The sequence below is a fragment of the Flavobacterium orientale genome, assembly GCF_014638005.1.
Lineage (GTDB): Bacteria > Bacteroidota > Bacteroidia > Flavobacteriales > Flavobacteriaceae > Flavobacterium > Flavobacterium orientale.
On record NZ_BMFG01000013.1, the window covers coordinates 31,490 to 49,004 of the forward strand.

17 protein-coding genes are annotated in these 17,515 nt (G+C 37.0%); 8 read left to right on the forward strand and 9 right to left on the reverse strand.

Annotated elements, in window-relative coordinates:
- Nucleotides 1–3: 3 nt before the first annotated feature.
- Both IEV15_RS13545 and IEV15_RS13550 read left to right on the forward strand, forming a co-directional pair.
- Complete coding sequence (locus tag IEV15_RS13545) at nucleotides 4–1,383, forward strand: RagB/SusD family nutrient uptake outer membrane protein (protein ID WP_188363077.1); 1,380 nt, start codon at nucleotides 4–6, stop codon at nucleotides 1,381–1,383.
- Nucleotides 1,384–1,394: 11 nt separating this feature from the next.
- Nucleotides 1,395–3,974 carry an alpha/beta hydrolase family protein gene (locus tag IEV15_RS13550; RefSeq protein ID WP_188363078.1) on the forward strand — a complete coding sequence of 860 codons (2,580 nt, stop codon included), beginning with the start codon at nucleotides 1,395–1,397 and terminating at the stop codon, nucleotides 3,972–3,974.
- Between the two features lie 45 nt (nucleotides 3,975–4,019).
- Here the strand turns inward: IEV15_RS13550 and IEV15_RS13555 are convergent, their stop codons facing one another.
- From IEV15_RS13555 to IEV15_RS13570, 4 genes are all read right to left on the reverse strand, one after another.
- A complete protein-coding gene (locus tag IEV15_RS13555) occupies nucleotides 4,020–4,292 on the reverse strand; it encodes a DUF6520 family protein (RefSeq protein WP_188363079.1) in 273 nt (90 codons plus the stop codon).
- 85 nt (nucleotides 4,293–4,377) lie between these two features.
- Complete coding sequence (locus IEV15_RS13560; protein ID WP_188363080.1) at nucleotides 4,378–5,871, reverse strand: MauE/DoxX family redox-associated membrane protein; 1,494 nt, start codon at nucleotides 5,869–5,871, stop codon at nucleotides 4,378–4,380.
- 101 nt (nucleotides 5,872–5,972) lie between these two features.
- Entirely contained in the window at nucleotides 5,973–6,908 is a 936-nt protein-coding gene (locus IEV15_RS13565; RefSeq protein ID WP_188363081.1) for a helix-turn-helix domain-containing protein, read from the reverse strand.
- 19 nt (nucleotides 6,909–6,927) lie between these two features.
- Nucleotides 6,928–7,311: a DUF7793 family protein gene (locus IEV15_RS13570; RefSeq protein WP_188363082.1), complete on the reverse strand. Its 384-nt coding sequence runs from the start codon at nucleotides 7,309–7,311 to the stop codon at nucleotides 6,928–6,930.
- Nucleotides 7,312–7,616: 305 nt separating this feature from the next.
- On the opposite strand from IEV15_RS13570, the gene IEV15_RS13575 reads away from it, so the two are divergent.
- The 6 genes from IEV15_RS13575 (at nucleotide 7,617) to IEV15_RS13600 (ending at nucleotide 14,193) form a co-directional block, all read left to right on the forward strand.
- Nucleotides 7,617–10,043: an aminotransferase class I/II-fold pyridoxal phosphate-dependent enzyme gene (locus tag IEV15_RS13575; protein ID WP_188363083.1), complete on the forward strand. Its 2,427-nt coding sequence runs from the start codon at nucleotides 7,617–7,619 to the stop codon at nucleotides 10,041–10,043.
- A gap of 31 nt (nucleotides 10,044–10,074) precedes the next feature.
- Nucleotides 10,075–10,911 carry an RteC domain-containing protein gene (locus IEV15_RS13580; protein ID WP_308418852.1) on the forward strand — a complete coding sequence of 279 codons (837 nt, stop codon included), beginning with the start codon at nucleotides 10,075–10,077 and terminating at the stop codon, nucleotides 10,909–10,911.
- Between the two features lie 283 nt (nucleotides 10,912–11,194).
- Nucleotides 11,195–11,485, forward strand: a complete 291-nt coding sequence (locus IEV15_RS13585; protein ID WP_188363084.1) for a helix-turn-helix domain-containing protein — start codon at nucleotides 11,195–11,197, stop codon at nucleotides 11,483–11,485.
- Between the two features lie 170 nt (nucleotides 11,486–11,655).
- The gene (locus tag IEV15_RS13590; protein ID WP_188363085.1) at nucleotides 11,656–12,483 is read left to right on the forward strand and encodes a transcriptional regulator; all 828 of its coding nucleotides are present in this window, start codon (nucleotides 11,656–11,658) and stop codon (nucleotides 12,481–12,483) included.
- Nucleotides 12,484–12,874: 391 nt separating this feature from the next.
- Nucleotides 12,875–13,501: a P-loop NTPase family protein gene (locus tag IEV15_RS13595; protein ID WP_188363086.1), complete on the forward strand. Its 627-nt coding sequence runs from the start codon at nucleotides 12,875–12,877 to the stop codon at nucleotides 13,499–13,501.
- An 11-nt stretch (nucleotides 13,502–13,512) separates the two neighbouring features.
- On the forward strand, nucleotides 13,513–14,193 hold the full coding sequence (locus tag IEV15_RS13600) for a hypothetical protein (protein WP_188363087.1): 681 nt from the start codon (nucleotides 13,513–13,515) through the stop codon (nucleotides 14,191–14,193).
- A gap of 283 nt (nucleotides 14,194–14,476) precedes the next feature.
- On the opposite strand, the gene IEV15_RS13605 is transcribed toward IEV15_RS13600, so the two are convergent.
- The 5 genes from IEV15_RS13605 to IEV15_RS13620 form a co-directional block, all read right to left on the reverse strand.
- Nucleotides 14,477–14,710 (reverse strand): hypothetical protein, encoded by a 234-nt coding sequence (locus tag IEV15_RS13605; RefSeq protein ID WP_188363088.1) that lies wholly within the window; start codon nucleotides 14,708–14,710, stop codon nucleotides 14,477–14,479.
- A gap of 10 nt (nucleotides 14,711–14,720) precedes the next feature.
- A complete protein-coding gene (locus IEV15_RS13610; protein WP_188363089.1) occupies nucleotides 14,721–15,116 on the reverse strand; it encodes a DUF5675 family protein in 396 nt (131 codons plus the stop codon).
- 49 nt (nucleotides 15,117–15,165) lie between these two features.
- Complete coding sequence (locus IEV15_RS13615; protein WP_188363090.1) at nucleotides 15,166–15,924, reverse strand: hypothetical protein; 759 nt, start codon at nucleotides 15,922–15,924, stop codon at nucleotides 15,166–15,168.
- A gap of 823 nt (nucleotides 15,925–16,747) precedes the next feature.
- Nucleotides 16,748–16,876, reverse strand: a complete 129-nt coding sequence (locus IEV15_RS14680) for a hypothetical protein (RefSeq protein WP_262891226.1) — start codon at nucleotides 16,874–16,876, stop codon at nucleotides 16,748–16,750.
- A 278-nt stretch (nucleotides 16,877–17,154) separates the two neighbouring features.
- Nucleotides 17,155–17,515, reverse strand: a 361-nt coding sequence (locus IEV15_RS13620) for a T9SS type A sorting domain-containing protein (RefSeq protein ID WP_188363091.1), incomplete at its 5' end; no start/stop codon positions are given.

The following is a 17,515-nucleotide window of genomic DNA, read 5'->3' on the forward strand; positions in this document are numbered from 1 at the left end:
CTTATGAAAACAAATAAAATAATCAAGATAACTAATTTAATACTCCTCTTTTTTGCTTTTTCGTGCGAGGAATTTGTGAGTATCGATGTTCCAGATACTCAGTTGTCCGGTGAACAAGTGTTTAATGACGTCAGAACAGCAGAATCAGTTCTGACACATGTGTATACTAAACTTCATAATAGTGTTGTTGTGACTGGGGATTCCGGCGGCATTACTGTTTTACTGGGTAATTATGCCGATGAACTAACCTGTTATAATGCCAATTTGCCAGAATTAGTTTTTAATGAGAATCAATTGCTTGAAAGTACTACCACGATTCATAATTTTTGGCGAGATACTTATCACTTAATTTATGTATTAAACACGGTGATAGAAGGCGTTGGCAATTCGACTACAATCGTTGAGGCAGACCGCGACCGTTTGATAGGTGAAGCTTTGTTTGTGAGAGCCTATCTGCACTTTTATTTAAATCAACTTTTTGGCGAGGTGCCCTATGTTAAGTCAACCGATTATAGATTGAATACTACGATAAGCAAGGAATCATCCTCTACTATATATAGTTTCATAGAGCAGGATTTAATTAGTGCGGAGAGTTTGCTTGTTGATACCTATACCGGTGACTATCGCGTGCGACCGAATCGAAGTGCAGTGGTGGCTATGCAAGCTCGACTTTATCTTTATCACGGAGAGTGGGAATTAGCTAGACAGAAAGCTACTGCAGTTATTGAAAACACTGGACTTTATCAGTGGGTTGAAGATTTGAATTCGGTATTTCTGCGAAACAGTACGGGTACGATTTGGCAGTTAATGTCGTCACCGGAAGGGAAAAATACCTTGGAGGCTAAAAGCTTTGTTTTTACGTTGGTTCCGCCACCTAACCGGGCATTAGCTCAGGATTTTATCACTCAGTTTGAAACCGGCGATTTGAGAGCTATTGATTGGGTAAAAAGTGTTACTAACGGCATGGAGACTTATTATCACCCTTTTAAATATAAACTGAATGTAGACACGAGTACTTCTATGGAATATCCGATTCAATTTAGATTGGAAGAAATGTATTTAATCCGTGCGGAAGCTTATGCTGAATTAGGTTTTTTTGACTTGAGTAAAATGGACATAAACAAAATAAGAAATCGAGCAGGATTGGGCACTACTGCTGCACAAACTAAAAACGAGCTGATTACTGCGATTTTAAAAGAACGCAAATTTGAATTTTTTTGTGAATTAGGTCATCGTTTTTTTGATTTAAAGCGACGTGGATTATTGGATACCACATTGAGTAACGTAAAGCCAGGTTGGAATTCCACTGATGTCTTGTTTCCTTTGCCCGAAAATGAATTGTTGTTAAATTCAAATTTACTTCCACAGAACCCAGGATATTAATAATAAAGGAAATGGATAATTTATCAAAATTGCTATTATTAATCCTGCTGTTTTCGAATCTTGAGAATGGATTTACTCAGACTAAGAAACATTTGGATGTTGATGATTATGAGAGTTGGTATCATTTTTATGACTATCACTTATCTACTAGTGGAGAATGGGTGAGCTACATGATTCAAAACCCAATTGGAAGCGACACTTTGGTTTTGCAAAAAACAGATACTGATTTAAAACGTACCTTTTTGGGTGGAAGGCAAGCACGCTTTTCACCCTTAGAGGATCGGTTTTTCTATCTTGATAACGAGGGTTTATATTATCAGGATTTGATTTCTGGGAAATTAGATTTTCTTCAGGGGCTTACACATTACAAGTTTTCAAAGGATGGAACTTATTTATTGGCCGAAAATAGTCGCCGAGAAAATGAATTGCAATTAATTCATCTCTCCACTAAAGAAGTGACAATAGTTCCAAATGTTCTAGAATACATGCTTTCTCCTGATGGCACTGAAGTGGCGGTCCTTCAGAAAACACCTGATATGGATTTGATTACGACAATAAAATTAGGTGAACGCTTGGCTAAATATGAAATTGTAAAATCAGCGGAAGATTTATCAAATTTGACGTGGAATTGGAATTGTAATGGGTTGGCTTTTTTTGAAAGCTTGCCGAAAAACGATGAAGATATCCCCAATTTTGAATTGTGTTATGTGCATTTTCAGAACAGAAAAAAGCCAACGTTTTTGCGAACAAGCAAGGTGAAAAATTTATCTGATGACGGGTTTATTGTACCAGAGTCACGGTTGTTTTTTTCACAAGATGATAAACAGTTGTTTTTTGATGTTCAACATCCGAAAACAGACAATCTAGCAGCTAAACATGTGGTCGTTTGGTCATGGGCATCTGATGTACTTCCGCCCCAGAACGAAGAAAATCTATTGAATCATTATTTGATGTGTTGGCATATCAAAACCAATGAGTTTATGCTAGTTAATGATGCCGACCATCCAATTGGCATACCGACGAGTAACGGCGAGCATGCATTGATTATAAATCCATCGGAATATTTGCCTTATTTTGAGTACAATGGCATTTATGTTGACCTCTACGTGAAAAATTTGCATACGGGACGTAAAAAGCTATTAGCTAAAAAAATCTATCATCAAAAAAATCATATTCAAGTGTCGCCTGCGGGAAAATATATTACTTGGTATGCAGATAAAAATTGGTATATCTATCATTTTGATCAAGATAGAATTAATTGTTTGACGTGCTCGATTACTACAAGTTTTGAAGAGGATGGACATGATTATCCTGGGGAGAAGTTTCCGGTCGATAAACCTTACTGGACACAAGGTGATAAGTTTGTTTTATTGACTGATTCGCATGACATTTGGTTGATTAGTCCTAATGGGAAATCAAAAAAGAAAATAACGAATGGGAAATATATTAAGAGTAAATTTTCTATTTATGACGAAGGTTTTTATTCGAGTTTGAGAGATCATTTTATGGAGTATACTACAAGTGCTTTAGACCCATTAAACGGAATAGTTCTAAAGGAAGTTAATACGGAAAATTTAAAAGAAGGATTCAGCTTGTATCAATCAAATCGAGAACTAAAAAAAGTATTGTTTACTGATGACAAAATTACCTCAATACGTCATGCGGGAGACAATTATATGTATGTGTTGAGTGATTTTGACAAATCACCTCAGCTTGTTATACAGAAGACAAACCAAGAAAAAGGAAATGTGATACAACGTTCTAATGAACATCAAAAAGACTATTATTGGGGAAAATCGGATTTAATTTCTTATACGGTTGATGGTGTTGCTTTAAAAGCAGCTTTATTTTATCCTGCTGATTATTTTCCCGAAAAGAGCTATCCAATGATAGTGAAAGTTTATCAAAAACTTTCTTCTGATTTGCGTAATTATGTTGCTCCGAGTTTAACAAACTCAACTGGTTTTAACAAAACCAATTTAACTTTGAATGGCTACTTTGTGCTATATCCTGATATCACATATACTATCAATAAAACCGGAGAGTCAGCTTTAAAATGTGTTCAGGTTGCCGTCGATAAAGCAATTATGGCAGCAAGTGTAGATGAGGATAATATTGGATTATTTGGTCATTCATTTGGCGGTTTTGAGGTGAGTTATATCATCACTCAAACTCATCGATTTAAAACTGCTATTGCAGGAGCAGGTTGGCATGACTTGGTAAGTACTTTTTTAGGAACAGATGATTTTGATATTTCAAGTATGTGGCGTTTCGACACTCAGCAATTGCGGATAACAGCACCCTACTATTCTGATGATTTTTTTAATAATTCGCCTATTATGCACGCTAAGTCAGTTGAAACTCCATTGCTATTATGGGCAGGAACAAGCGATTCTAGGATAAATTGGGAAAATAGTTCTAAAATGCAAATGGCATTATGGCGATTGAGAAAGAAAAGTACATTTTTAGTCTACCCCAATGAACAACATTTTATGGTTGATAAGAAAAATAGAATCGATCTTAATTTGAAAACGTTGGAATGGTTTAATTATTATTTAAAGGGTGCAGATAAACCCAATTGGATTGATTAGCATAAATAAGGTGTCAGTAAGCTGACACCTTATTGTTTCCAGATTTTAATTGGCTCTTGTTAAAACTCTTGTACAAGTGTTGCTAGAAGGAGTAACTTTTCCTTTCACCTCGTATTCTACGCCAAGATACATGGCAGTACACACATCAGTTCCTGTGTTATCGCAGGAAAATTGGATGGTACATGGACTAGGATGGTCAATCCATCCTATTACAGAAATTGTTTCAGCCTTTCCGTCATTTTGAAAAGCAAAAGCACTAGTAATTGCCACGACCATTAGTAGCACTGGCAAAATTGATTTTAAATTAATAGTTTTCATAATTAAAAAAATTAAAATTGATGATCTACTCTATTGTACAGGTTTTCGATCTTCCCCTGTGATACCGGCCGATATCCATATTTTATTAATTTAACGGGTTGAATCGTTCTTTTCTAAAACGACCAACCACTAAATATTTGTTAGTCATGCCAACAATTATGTCATCATATATTTTGAAACTTTTGATTTCTTCTCCTTTGTGATGATAGAAATAGAAACTAAATTGATAGCTGTTGTCTTCTACTAGGTAAACATCAATTAAGGAGGCTTGTTGGAGCATTTCTGAACGGTCATATTTTCCCAGACGTTTGGATTTTATATAGAGGTACTTGCCAGATGTTGCAGCATAGGTATTGATTTTTTCCGGTTGTGTAGCAAACTTCTTTTCGCGGCCTTGTCTTGTATATGCAAATTGTAAATCTACTTGATGTAAGGTGTCAATCGTTTTACCGCGTACAAAGCTGTCCAATGTTGGTTTCATTATAACGTATTGGTTTCGGTAGTAATACGTGTATATGGACGTGTTGTTATGCGTATTATAGTTTAATAAACCGTCAGTGTCAAAAATACCATCCAGTCTTTTTTCCAAAATGTCGGTCTCTGAAACTACTGTTGCATCTTTATAGCTATCAATAAAAGCCATTACGTTTTCACCGGTTTTAGGTTCAGTTGCCCTCACCACAAACTTTGCCGTATCGACTACTTCATATGTTGAAAATTTGGTAGTGCCGTTGTATATAGGTTGACCTTTCCAATCCTGTATACTTCCTCTATAAATTACAGGAATGGTACCGTCTGCAAAGTAGTAGTGTTTGTCTTTTATTCGGACTTGAGCCGTATTGAAATTGAAATGATGATTGTCTTGATTCAATCGAAAAGCCTTTTGGTGGGTTAAACTTGTGTCAATTTGTAAAATATGTTTAGGAGCAGAATTATTGCCTAAGTAGATTTTTCCATTGGCATAACCGGCAATGTAATAGGAATTGTACTCTAATGAGATACCTCGCAACATTTTTACAGGGCTATGCGGAATACGCCTAGTAAAGGCATTGTTGTAGTGTATTTTGTTTTCTGATGCCAGGAAAAGTACAATTACCGAGATACTGCTGACCACAGTTACAAGTAGCAAGTATATACTAATTTTTCGATTATTTGTGTGTGGCTGGCTTTCGATAAAAATGGCTATCATCGCTAAAAAGATAAAAAACACATTAAATATCAGGTGTTCGTTCCAAGTCATTTTTTCTAGTACACCACCGCAAGAACAGGGAATGAAATCACTGTAGTTCAGAATTATGTAGATGTAGGTAGTAAACATCACCATAAGGGCATAGGAGGCAAAAAGGGTAGCTTTACGGAATTTACTAAAGGAAAGTGCTACAGCAATCAAAATCTCCGAAAGTGGAATTATCCAAGCTATCCATTCTGCATAGGATCCCAGCATAGGTGATTGTCCTAATTGGACTTGAAAGTTTTCAAAATCAATTAATTTACTAATTGAAGTATATATAAAAAGTAAGATATACAAGTAACAAATAGCCTCTAAAAGTAAACTCCGTATTTTAACTGATATTCGCATCACTCAATAGTTTTAATTCTATAGAGTAAAATTCACAATTAAAATTTTAAAACACTTGTTATATCGGGAGGTTTACTTATCAAAAAAGGATAATTATGCAACTAGTCAATTGTAATAGAGGAATCAATAGTAGAATTACGCACAACTTCATTTGGAGAAACGCCAAATTGTCTTTTAAACGCTTTTGAAAAATTGGGATAATCTGTAAAACCATTCATTGTAGCAATATTTTTTAACGGTAAGGTAGTTTGTTGAATCATCAAAAAAGCTCTTTTCAATCGTTCAACAGTGTAAAATTTATAGATACTCGTTTTAAAGAAGTGTTTAAAACCATCTTTTAATTTATATTCATTGGTGCCAAAATACCTGGCCAATTCTTTTAAAGAAGGTAAAGGTTCTTGCAAATGAGCAAGAATATAATCATAAACCTTTTGAATTAATAAAGCGTCTGATTTTCTCGAATTTGGATGTTTTGCTGAGTCATCACTGTTTTTTTGCTCTAGAGCTACATTTGATATTTGCGGAATGGAGACTACAAAACTTAAAATAACTTCATCACGATTATATAATTTAGTGATGGCACAATCAACGGAAAAAAGCAGTAGCTCTTTAGTCAAAAATTGCAAGGGCAGCATGGTTTGGTTGTAAAGTGCGTCCTGAAAAGCTTCTTTTACTAAATTCAATTTTTGATAAGAATCCGGAGTTACAAAAGTGGCTATGGAATAACCTACTAAGTCAAAACTCTCATATCCTAAAATGGTAAGCACAGCGGGATTAAAACTTTGTATACAGAAGGAATAATCCAACACCAGGTTAGTCTGGGTAATAAATCGAAACGAACTGTGCGGGTTAATATATCCGGCATGAAATATAGACTCCTTCATTTCCTCGGCCACCATGTTAATTAAAACAACCAAGGTTTCTAACTCATCATCACACGAACTCAAAGGAATACGATTACTGAAATTACCTCTTGCCATTTCAAATAACATTTGATGCATGGCGACAATACGTTCCTCTTTGTGTTGATCTTCCATTGCGAGATGCTATAAATGTTTATAGAAATTGTTTTAAATAAATAATACCGGCTTCCTTACTAGTAAACACCTGAGTGGGTATAGTAGGCTTACTAATATGTAAATAAAAATTACTAATGGTAAGGGAAACTTTTTGATGAACAAGTAAACCTACAGCTTTGGTCAATAATGAGCCGGATTGTGCCAAATAATCCCTCCCTGATTTATCTGTATCAACAATACCCCTGATATCACAAAGTACGGGATAGGATTTTTCATTTTGAAATTGGATGCGGTCGGCAACAACGCGTTGGGCAACATCCAGTGTTAGAATCACCTCGGGTTTATATTCAAAAAAGAGAATGCCGTCTTCAACCCAAAAAAGGGCGTACTCATTCTCATAAATGCCATGAGCTGCAATCATGATTTATGTAGTATTGGTTAGAATTTAACAAAAATAGCAACATTTTTAATTTTTCAAATTGTCAATTTGGGATAATTTGTTGAAAATTCAGTAATCACTTGTCTATTTGGGAATTATACTTGTCATAAAAGGAGTAATGAAATATGTAATACAAATCATATCAAATTTTATAATGAAATTTAACCCCAAACTTTAATAAATAACTAACCAAGTAGGCCAATCAAATTCAAAGTCCCTCTCCTTCTTGTCCCGTCCGAAGGCGGGTGGTGAGGGATTTAGGGTGAGGTCTAACCAAAATCAACAAAATGGCAAAAATCAAACACAACAACTTTATCGACACTGTTGATGAAGTATTATCGGGTGCAAAAAATGTAGGTGTCTTACATCTGTACGCAGAAGATAAATTCTTAACAGGTAGAACAATTCAAATTAAAGGAAAAGAAATGTATCATTTCGGAACAACCGGATACCTAGGATTGGAACAAGATGATAGAATTAAAGAAGCAGCCATTCAAGCTATAAGAGATTATGGAACTCAGTTTCCATTATCAAAATCGTACATCTCTCACCCACTTTATAGCGAATTAGAATCCAAAATCGAGGAAATGTATGGTATTCCACCAATCATTACTAAAAATAGCACATTAGGTCATTTAGCTATTATTCCAACATTATTAAGAGATGAAGATGGCGTAATTATGGACCATCAAGTACATTGGAGTGTGCAGAATGCATGCCAATTATTAAAACTAAGAGGTATTCCAGTAGAAATGATTAGACACAACAATTTAAACATGTTGGAAGAAAAAATAAAACAACTTTCTTCAAAATGTGAAAAAATTTGGTACATGGCAGATGGGGTATATTCTATGTTTGGAGATTATGCTCCTATTTCTGAATTAATTGAATTGACTAAAAAATACAGTCAATTGCACCTCTATTTTGATGACGTCCACGGCATGAGTTGGATAGGCAAAAACGGCACGGGATTCGTTTTCGATAGCATCAAAGAACTTCCTGAAAATATTGTGGTGGTTGGAACATTAAGCAAAACCTTTGGAGCTAGTGGGGCAACATTGCTATGCAAAAACCAAAAACTTCGCGATAAAATTAAAAACTTTGGAGGTCCGTTAACCTTTTCTGCTCAATTAGAACCTGCTTCTGTCGCTGCGGCTATTGCATCGGCAAGCATTCACTTATCGTCGGAAATTACAATCCGACAAAAAGAACTGGCTGATAAGATTGGATATTTCAACCAATTATTATCACAAGGCAATCTACCAATCATTTCTAAAAACGATTCTCCAGTGTTTTTCCTCGGGATGGGAACTCCTATTTCATCTTACAATTTTGTCCATCGTTTATTTAATGAGGGATTTTTTCTCAATCTAGGGATTTACCCAGCTGTGCCAATCAAGAATACTGGAATCAGAATCACTTTGTCAAGTCATAATCAAAAGCAAGACATTCACGAATTGGCAGAGGCTATGAAATACCACTACCCAAAAGCTTTAGAAGAAACAAATAATAGTGATGAAAAAGTGAGAAAGGCTTTCGGTCTAAGTCTCGATGATGCACTTCATATCGAAAAGCAAACTTATGATGAGGTCACAATTGAAGAAAAAAATACGATTGAAGATATTGACAAAAATGAGTGGAATAAATTTATGGGTAAAAACAATATTTTCGATTGGGAAGGTTTGGTATATCTTGAAAAGGCTTTCAAAAACAGCGTAGACAAATATAATAATTGGGAATTCTTCTACTATACAATTAAAGATAAAAAGGGTAAAATACTACTAATAACATTTGGCACATATGGGTTATGGAAAGATGATATGTTGGCCACAGAATCCGTTTCCAAACAGCTCGAAGAAATCAGAAAAATAAACCCATTGCACCTAACTTCTAAAGTAATTAGCTTGGGCTGTCTTTTCACGGAAGGAAGACATTGTTATATCAATCAAGAAGAAGAATTGGCTGAAAAAGCAATGAAACTACTATTGGATAAATTAGAAGAAAAATATAATGATTTAAAAGCAGATATGCTGGTTTTAAGAGATTTTGAAGAGAAAAATACTTGGGATAAAGTAATACAAGAACAAGGATATTTCAAAATCAACATGCCGGAATCCTGTGTCTATAAAGCAGAGAAATGGCAAAATTATGAGGATTTTTCAAAGGTACTATCTTCTAGATCCCGCAAGCATTTTAATAAAGAGATTATACCTTTTGAAAAATACTATAACATAAAAATTAAAGAAAGCTTGAGCGATGAAGAAATGGACGTGGCATATAAACTGTATGAAAATGTAAAAGACAATAATTATGCGATTAATACATTTCAATACGCCAAATCGGTTTTTGAAAAGATGAATTCATGTCCAAATTGGGAATTCATTTTACTACACCTCAATTCAGTAGAAAATAGTCCTTTAGTAGGAGTTATGTTTTGCTACAAAAACCAAAACCATACCTATGTGCCTGAACTAATTGGGATGGATTATAAATGGGCAAAAGAATTCAATCTTTATAGACAGCTTTTATTTCAAACCATAAAAAGAGCCAATGAACTAAACTTTCCTCAAATCGATTTTGGAGTTTCAGCTTCTTTTGAAAAAAGAAAAGTAGGTGCCAAAATAATCCCCAAAGTTGCCTATGTACAAGCTCGTGATAATTACACTATGGAAGTAATGAATACCATTCAAAACGACTACAAGTCAATATCGTAGTATTGTAAACATTTGTGCAACTAATTTTATTATGATGGTTAAAAAGACAATCGAATCATTCAATACAAATTGTAACGAAATTTTAGAATCAAACGATTCAATGCTTAATAAGGCTAGTAAAGGAATCATATTGTGTAATCAAACCTTATCCAATTTAAAAGAAATTGTGGACAAACGAGATTTTAATACCGTTCCTGAAGAAATTGACTTTTTTAAAAACAATAAACCGATCCCAATGAGTTTGCTGATTTTCTTTACGGAAGTTCGGTCATGTGAATTGAGAATGCCAAAGGCCGGAACAACCTATAAAGTACAATTTTTACAAAAAGAGCTTCGCAAAATAAATAAGTTCTTTTATAAAAATGCCGACTTTGTACATTATATGGAACAGGGCTACAGTTATTTGGATCATCAGTTTTTTACTCGCAACCATCGTAATAATTTTCCATTTACGCCAATGACAGATTATTACCAGTTTCCCGAATTTTCCACTGCACAGGACATGCTTTGGGCTAAAGTAAAAGCAATGTATCGCTTTATACATTATATCCGCCAAGCATTAAAACGCTTAAAAGTAGATGATGCAGAAATCTTTGAAGAAAAAAAACACAAGGTAATTGTTTGGACCGGTCCAAAAACAGCATTAACCGAATTGATCTATGCATTATTCTCAAATGGTGCAATCAATCATGGTGCAGCCGACATCAATTTGATTACGGCATCATTTGAAGATTTTTTCAATATTAAACTCGATAATATCTACAAAACATATTCCGAGATCAAAGCCCGCAAAAGCAGTAAAACCAAATTCTTGGAAGAGTTAACACTTAATCTGCAACAAAAAATGGCTAGAGACGATATAGACTAAACACGTTACTACGAAAACACAAAGCAGTAAACTCTATATTATAATAAGGTTTACTGCTTTTTTCATTATCCCAATTACTTGAAAATACTAATTCCTTTCTTTTCAATTTCTACGATAAAGCCAAATTGTATCAAATCAAAAAAAATCTGTCAATATCTACGGAGCTTATTTACATTTTGATGTTAAATTTCATCGTACTACGAAACGTATTGGGATAAAATCAAATAAAATAGAGGGTATTTTGTAATCATAAAACAATAGATACTAATAAAAATCAAATCATATGACACTAGCAATCCTAACAAAAGAAGACCTTCATCAATTCAAAACTGAACTTTTGGTTGATCTAAAAAAAATTGTTAAATCTGAAGATAATGCAACTTCAAAAAAGTGGTTGAAATCAAAAGAAGTCATTAAACTATTAAACATCTCCCCCGGAACCCTTCAAAACCTCCGCATCAACGGAACCCTAACCTACACTAAAATCGGTGGCACCCTCTACTACGACAATGCCGACATCGAAAAACTCCTAAACACCAACAAAACGAATGCCCTACCCACCCTCTTCAAATAATTCCCCTCCTCTGGAGGTGGTTTGTCATACCGAGCTTGCCTGCACTGAGCTTGTCGAAGTGTCGAAGTATCTCCTGCAAAGCAGGTCAACTCTTGAACGCAGTTCAAGCAAGACTAATCACTAATTACTCTTCACTAATCACTAATTTCTCTTCACCAATCACTAGCAAAATGAACTACATTAAACACCTCGCCGCCTTCTTTGATAAAATCATCCAAGACAGCACCTTAAACCCAACCCACATCAGCATCTACATGGCTTTATTCCAGTGTTGGAATTGCAACCGATTTCGCAACCCCATTAGCATCAGCCGGGATGAAATCATGCAAATCAGTAAAATCAGTTCCAAAGCTACGTATCACAAATGTTTGAAAAACCTACACAACTCGGGTTACATTAAATATGAACCCTCTTTTAACCCGTTCAAAGGAAGCCATGTCACAGTATACCCGCTTTCAGCGGTAGCAAATCCGGAGGAGTACGTAGAAAGCACAACACAAAATGAACCCCTTCGTGAATCGGTTGCTGAACCGGTAGTAAACAAGAACCGTACAACTGCTACAACGGGTAGCGAACAAGCAGTGGTATCTTCAATAAACAATACAAACAGTACAAACTCAAAAAACAGCACAAAGGAAACAAAGGAAAACGGGCCGGTACAAAAAATTGAAAAAATCAATTCCATTGCTCAAGAAGAAGATCCTGCAACCAAAGAAAAAAAGTTGCCGCAAAAAAAGAAAGGATGCCCACCACCCGAACTTACCGAAATAGTCACTTATTTTCAAAGCCGGCAGTACCCCCAGCTTGAAGCCCAAAAGTTTCACAACTACTTTTCGAGCATTGGCTGGCTCGTGGGAGGCAAAACTCCCATGCTCAACTGGCAAGCTGCTGCCGAAAACTGGATGCTCAACAGCCAAAACTTCAACACCACCCCACAAACCCTAAAACCCAACCAACTCAACGCAACCACCTCAAAAAACTATGACGAACCGCTCTAAAATTCCCCTCCTCTGGAGGGGTGCCCGAAGGGCGGGGTGGCGAATCCGTGAAAATCCGTGGCCCAAAGCTTTAGCCAAACTAGCGAAGCAAACCTCCTACGCAGTAGGCCCTGTCATACTGAACTTGTTTCAGTATCTCATCCTTTGCGTCCCGAAAACTTTCGGGATTGCGTTAACCTTTGTGGTCTTTGCGGTTAAATATAAAACGCTATAAATAGCACAAATGAAATCCGTGTAAATCTATTATAGCGAAGCTATCAAATCCGTGTAAATCTGTTTAATCTGTGTCATCCGTGTTCCAATAAAAAAGCGAAGCGTATTTGTGCTTGAACTTGAAACCAAACCCGAGGCGAAGCCGAACAGAACGAAGCTAAACTTGAAACCCTTTCCAATGCAAAACGAAATAAAATCCCACTACTCCTACCCCGAAGTAATCAATTGGCTCGAAGCCAAAGGCATCAACCTATACGGCAATCATTTCAAAATCGTAGAAGCCGATTACCCAATACTATACAAGCTCATCGCCTATTTTCTAAACGACGAGCCAACGTGTTTTCAGCACAATATGGATTTAAATAAAGGAATACTACTTACCGGTCCAATCGGCTGCGGCAAAACAACGTTGATGCACCTCATGAAACACCTCACGGCAACGGAACACAAGTTCAACATTAAACCTTGCCGAGACATTGGTTTCGAATTCATTCAAGACGGTTACCAAATCATTCACAAATACAGCAAAGGGAAGCTCTACGAATCTAACCCAAGAGCCATTTGCTTTGACGACTTAGGTACGGAAAGCAACCTCAAATACTTTGGTAACGAATGCAACGTCATGGCAGAAATCCTGCTGAGCCGTTATGACCTCTATATCGCAAAAAACATTAAAACCCACATCACCACCAACCTCTCCGCCTCCGAGATTGAAACCCAATACGGCAACCGCGTTCGAAGCCGCCTCCGCGAATTATGCAATCTAATCGCCTTTGATCATTCCGCAACCGACAAACGAAAATAAAATATCTCCTTATGAAATCTCCTAAAAACGCAGTAACACAACAACTCAGCAACTCAAAAAACATGACTGCTATTCAAAACTTTTGGCACCAATTTGAAAAAGTAAATCTAGCCCTCCATTTGCTCTATGACTTACCTGAGGAAGTTGCACTTGAAAAAATAGCAACAGTAACCACTGCTCTTAGTGCGTATCATAAAAATTTGGGATATCAAATTATACCCAGACCCTATCAATCGGAATTTATTATCACCGCAAGCGGCAATCCCAACTTCTTTCAAGAAGTGGAATTGTTGGTTTATCATGCACCAAAATTGGAGCGGTGGAAAATTACTGCCTTTATACAGCCTGCCAAGAATCTTGAAGCGTACGATAATGGTACTGATACACCAATGGAATTCGAAGGAATGAGTTTGCGAATCAGCGACATGTATTTTCAAGCTTTCGTTGTTCCTGAACAACCTTTTCAATTAGGAATCAAAGTGCTACTTAAAAACTACCTTATCTTGGAAGACCATCCCAATCTTGAAGAAGCCATGGCAATACAAATTGAGCAATTGATTGGAGAGAAGTCCTTTGCCAAGGACCTGGCTTTTGTTGAACTGGCTCAATTAACCAACGCTGATTTAGAGGACAGTTGTGTTCTTCAATTGTATCTTTTGGGGTTGTTTATTGATACGTTTGAATGGGAATAAAATGACAGTGAGACATAACTAGGGAAAATTTTTTATTTAAGATCTATTTAAATTATAATCAAATTGACCTGCATACTTTGTTCCCACAAAAAACCCCAACCTTTCGGTTGGGGTAAAAAATTACTTTTTATGCTTCCTAAAGAGATACCTTAAAAATAGGGACACTAAACAACTCACCGTTGCTCCAAGAGCAGCCAAAACAATTGTTCTGGCAATATCCGTCGAGTTGATGATGGGTACCATACTTAAAAGTGTACCTCCTGCCGTGCCGACAGTCACCGAATTAGGCCCGTTCATCTTCCGGTTCGGTTGTGCAGTCCGCTGTGGTGATTTGGCTAACTGCTGACAATACACTGCCGGCTACCGCCATATAACCACCCACAGTTACTACCACTGCCGGTAAAACAATAGGAGCGGCTACCAGTGTACCACCTACTCCCGCTATCACCAAACCCAAGCTACGAAGCACTTTAAAAAATTTGGGTGTGGGAGCCTTAGCTCGATCTACTAAATTCATCTTATAAAAATTAAGAGGTTATTGTTACTACTACCCGTTCGCCACGCTCAATGGCTGCATACACCAAGGCTTTTAGCTGATTAAAAGCCCGTCGGGAATACAAGCCCTCACCGGGTCCGGATAGTGTCAAGACAGGTGCGATACACCCTTTAAGCTCTGTCAAAGCATGATTGGCCGCATGAAATAATATGTAATCCCGATTGGGAACGCCTTTTACTTCCATATGCCATCGGTACTTTGAGCTGTACCGTTTCTCGATAAAATATTCCCCCTCCGGAATGCAGGAAACCTGCCTTGCATTGTCGTTCCAAGGCAATTCTATAGTGTAACAAACCAACTGTCCGTCGCACGTCAATTTTCCATTCACTCCTTTGGGGAAATAAGTTCTTTTTAAAGTCAAAATCATGTTCTAACTTTTACCTTCAGATTTTAAAAATCAAAATTTAAAATTTGAATTACACGCCTCCATCCACGGCCACAAGTGACAACGGATTAAAAGCACCATTTTTCAAAGGGTACATTTCGCCATTTACTTCTTGAAAAAAGTCCAAGCCCAACACCAAGAACAAAGGCTTGGTGCTGTTAGCCGGTACCGTATTTTCGAGCGAAAGAACCGCAGTGGCAGCAGCATTCCAAGGTAAAATGGCCGTTTCCGTTCTTTCCATCACGTATGACTCCTGCTCAAAATCAACTTCGGCTCCACCGGAAATGATTCTGAAATGGGTAGTTCCACCGGGAGCCACCAACATATTCAAAGGAACAAATGAAGGAAGTGTAACCGATAAGGTTCCGGCAGTACGATCGATAGCGGTTTCAAATGGAGCATACAAACTGGTGCTTAATTTACCACGGATGTTAAACTCAAAACCACTTAACAATTCGGCTTCGCCGTCAATGACATTGCGTAGGCCTCTTTCATTTACCGCATCAGCTTGAATGACTTTCATCATTCGTTGTGTCAATCGTCCGACCATTCTATTATCGGTTGCATTGATTAACAAACCACGAAGTGCGTTTCGCAACATACGACCGGCTTTTCCGGCCCTGCCAAATTCCGCATTGTTTTCACGTGTACGCTGGAAGGCCGGGTCGTTTGCCATTCGATTGGAGTCCACGCCTCCTTTTTCGCGGGCTACATACCCGTCTTTGGATTTATAAAAGGTAATATCACCAAGTGTACCTTTCAACTTAATTATGCCTTTTTGTTTTGCCATAATTTCTAAGATTTAAAAAATTGTACGTATCGGAATGCCTATTGGACCCATTCCGGTAGCCCTGTTAAACCAATTTTTGATGCATCTTCAAATGAATAACAGGGCAAATATTTACCTTTCTTTTTTATCCTAAAAATCACCTTGACCTTGTTTGACTATAATTGACTAAAAAGACCTTTTTTGACCATTTTTGCCTATCGCTTTTGTACTAAATCAGTCTACCTAAAGACATAAAAAAACTGAAACAGTCCGATAGTAAAAAAAATTGGGGTTCCGGTTTTCTAAATTTATTTCTTGTTTTCCACTTCCTTTCACATCATGTAACAGGTCGCCCCGTTGGGGCTTCGGGTAGCACTTTATTTGTTCTACAAACAGTACGCTCCTCCGGAGCTGACTAAACGACCTATTCATTACTATTTTATTCTACCAACTTCCCGGTAGACAAATTATACGGAAGTTTACAGTTTTTAAAATTAAATGACACAATCTATTGAACACTCCTCTTTAATCACCTGTAATGTCTCCTACTTTTCCCTATTACCTATACCATTTGTCTTTTGCTTATTTCAAAAATATTACTATATTTAACTCCAATTCCATTACTAGTTGCAACAAGTTGTGTCTCTTTTACAAACCAACCAAAAGCAGCCTAAAAATGGTTGACGTATATGAAAACAGAACAAAAGAGAGTCTGCATATACCCAAAAGATGTTCAAAGAATTACTGGTAAAAGTTACCGAGGCTCAAGACTGCTGCTATTGGAAGTCAAAAGACACTTCCACAAACCGGACTACCAATTGGTGTCCATCGAAGAGTTTTGTAGTTACACGGGACTAAAAGAAGAAGCCGTACTTCCGTTCATCATTGGGTAACTAACCCCAAGAAAGGTAAAATCCACAACGACAACAGCATTTCCCCTCACAACCCGTTCAGTAACCGGTTCATTAAACATTCAGCTCATTTAAACTTACTTTTTTCTTATTTTTTCACTATTTGATTTTAATTCAATAGTTGCCATTTTTACCTACTTGACCAACTAAGTACCTCAAAAAGAAAAGACCCTCGATTTCTCGAAGGTCTATCTTGCAATATGGGTAATCGGTAATGGGTAATGGGTAATTGGTTACCCCAAAAAAAAAGACCCCCGATCTCTCGAAGGTCTCTTCTATATTTCTGTACATTATTGTCATGCTGAACTCGTTTCAGCATCTCAGTCACTCAGCAACTCAGTTACTGTTTCACAACGCGAATCATCTTCACTTCCTCCCCTTGCGTCACAACCACGTTGTAAACACCTGTTGGGTAGTTCGCTCCAATGTTCATGTTATTCGCTTGGTCAACGGTAATCGTGTTGTTCTCCAACAAACGACCCATCATATCGTAAACCGTTACTTGAACCGGTGCTGTATGATTACCTTTGATATCCAAATTGAAACTGTCGTTGAACGGATTCGGATAGGCTATTGCCGTAAATTCATTAGCAAGTGGACTGTCCGAAACAGCATCACGTGTGAAATCAACAGGCGTTGGCTCAGGTGTTCCTCCAGGAACTGTGATTGCACATGTTTTGCCTCCGTAGTAGTAACCATAC

Excerpts from the sequence above, each read along its gene's own strand:
- IEV15_RS13545 (WP_188363077.1), top strand. The coding sequence starts at position 4 with ATGAAAACAAATAAAATAATCAAGATAACTAATTTAATACTCCTCTTT.
- IEV15_RS13550 (WP_188363078.1), top strand. The coding sequence starts at position 1,395 with ATGGATAATTTATCAAAATTGCTATTATTAATCCTGCTGTTTTCGAAT.
- IEV15_RS13555 (WP_188363079.1), bottom strand. The coding sequence starts at position 4,292 with ATGAAAACTATTAATTTAAAATCAATTTTGCCAGTGCTACTAATGGTC.
- IEV15_RS13560 (WP_188363080.1), bottom strand. The coding sequence starts at position 5,871 with ATGCGAATATCAGTTAAAATACGGAGTTTACTTTTAGAGGCTATTTGT.
- IEV15_RS13565 (WP_188363081.1), bottom strand. The coding sequence starts at position 6,908 with ATGGAAGATCAACACAAAGAGGAACGTATTGTCGCCATGCATCAAATG.
- IEV15_RS13570 (WP_188363082.1), bottom strand. The coding sequence starts at position 7,311 with ATGATTGCAGCTCATGGCATTTATGAGAATGAGTACGCCCTTTTTTGG.
- IEV15_RS13575 (WP_188363083.1), top strand. The coding sequence starts at position 7,617 with ATGGCAAAAATCAAACACAACAACTTTATCGACACTGTTGATGAAGTA.
- IEV15_RS13580 (WP_308418852.1), top strand. The coding sequence starts at position 10,075 with ATGATGGTTAAAAAGACAATCGAATCATTCAATACAAATTGTAACGAA.
- IEV15_RS13585 (WP_188363084.1), top strand. The coding sequence starts at position 11,195 with ATGACACTAGCAATCCTAACAAAAGAAGACCTTCATCAATTCAAAACT.
- IEV15_RS13590 (WP_188363085.1), top strand. The coding sequence starts at position 11,656 with ATGAACTACATTAAACACCTCGCCGCCTTCTTTGATAAAATCATCCAA.
- IEV15_RS13595 (WP_188363086.1), top strand. The coding sequence starts at position 12,875 with ATGCAAAACGAAATAAAATCCCACTACTCCTACCCCGAAGTAATCAAT.
- IEV15_RS13600 (WP_188363087.1), top strand. The coding sequence starts at position 13,513 with ATGAAATCTCCTAAAAACGCAGTAACACAACAACTCAGCAACTCAAAA.
- IEV15_RS13605 (WP_188363088.1), bottom strand. The coding sequence starts at position 14,710 with ATGAATTTAGTAGATCGAGCTAAGGCTCCCACACCCAAATTTTTTAAA.
- IEV15_RS13610 (WP_188363089.1), bottom strand. The coding sequence starts at position 15,116 with ATGATTTTGACTTTAAAAAGAACTTATTTCCCCAAAGGAGTGAATGGA.
- IEV15_RS13615 (WP_188363090.1), bottom strand. The coding sequence starts at position 15,924 with ATGGCAAAACAAAAAGGCATAATTAAGTTGAAAGGTACACTTGGTGAT.
- IEV15_RS14680 (WP_262891226.1), bottom strand. The coding sequence starts at position 16,876 with ATGTTTAATGAACCGGTTACTGAACGGGTTGTGAGGGGAAATGCTGTT.